This is a genomic window from Vibrio sp. YT-18 (genome assembly GCF_033337345.1).
Lineage (GTDB): Bacteria > Pseudomonadota > Gammaproteobacteria > Enterobacterales > Vibrionaceae > Vibrio > Vibrio alginolyticus.
On the sequence record NZ_JAWOQO010000164.1, the window covers coordinates 1 to 1,211 of the forward strand.

2 protein-coding genes are annotated in these 1,211 nt (G+C 43.7%); both read left to right on the forward strand.

Annotated features, from left to right (window positions below):
• The coding region (locus tag R7M72_RS25155; protein WP_318056467.1) for a uracil-DNA glycosylase at positions 1-342 on the forward strand (342 nt) is incomplete at its 5' end.
• Positions 343-454: 112 nt separating this feature from the next.
• Positions 455-1,006, forward strand: coding sequence for a hemerythrin domain-containing protein (locus tag R7M72_RS25160; RefSeq protein WP_005459058.1), 552 nt, complete (start codon positions 455-457; stop codon positions 1,004-1,006).
• Positions 1,007-1,211: the final 205 nt, after the last annotated feature.

A 1,211-nucleotide genomic window follows, 5' to 3' on the forward strand; every position in this document is an offset into this window, starting at 1 on the left:
TGGGCAGAGCAAGGCGTATTGTTGCTCAATACGGTTTTGACGGTTGAGCAAGGCAAAGCGCACTCACACTCTAAAACAGGGTGGGAAACATTCACAGACCGAGTGATTGAAGCGATAAACCAGCATCAGCATGGGGTCGTGTTCCTTTTATGGGGATCTCACGCTCAGAAGAAAGGGCGTTTCATCGACCGCTCGAAGCACCATGTATTAGCCGCGCCGCATCCATCGCCATTGTCTGCTCATCGAGGGTTCTTGGGTTGTAAGCATTTCTCCCAAGCAAACCAATTACTTGCTTCGCAAGGAAAAGAGCCAATCAACTGGCATTTACCGTTAACGGTATAAAAGAAGAGACAGCGATCATGGTGCTATGATCGCTGTTTTTTTGAGCATGCTCGAAGCTGGTAGCGAATTTCTCATGTACACTTATTGAAAGTAGGTGTTAAGGAGAGACGCTATGATGATCGAAAGAATTCGACGCGAACACGGCTACATGGTTCGCCTGCTGGCTATATTGCGCCATAAACTCAACGAAATAAAAGAAGAAAACGCCATTAATTACTCGCTAGTAAGCGAGATTGTTGATTACCTCTCAAACCATTCGGAAAAAATTCATCATCCGAAAGAAGATATTCTCTACCATCATTTCCTCAAGCACTACGGTAAGCAACAAACCATGGAAAACTTGGAGAAAGAGCACCAAGAGCTCGCCGAGAAGACCAAAGAGTTTTCGATGCTCATTGAGATGATTTTGCAAGATGCGGTTGTTCCTCAAGACATCTTTATTGCTCAGCTAGAAGATTTCATTGAGTCGCAAAAGCGTCACCTTGAGCTCGAAGAGAGAAAAATCCTGCCATTAATTGAAGAGCTTTTTACTACTGAAGACTGGCAACACGTCGAAAGCCTATGGACAGAGAGCGAAGACGACCCTGTATTTGGTGACACGATTGCGGATCGCTACAAACAGCTTGCCGAGCGCGTTCGTCAAAGCGATATGGAGTTTGTTTAACTTACTCAAAGCCCGAGTCTCTATAAATCTTGCTCGGGTTTATTTGTGGTAATTCTTATTCTTTGAGAATTGAATGGAAATTCAACATAACCAATTCTCGATAAAAAGAACGGCTAATTCTCATTGAGTAAGAATCCCGTCCACGTAAACATTTAGACGTAGAGAATCAGAACATGTAACCCTGCTCTATACAAAAACAAAAGGC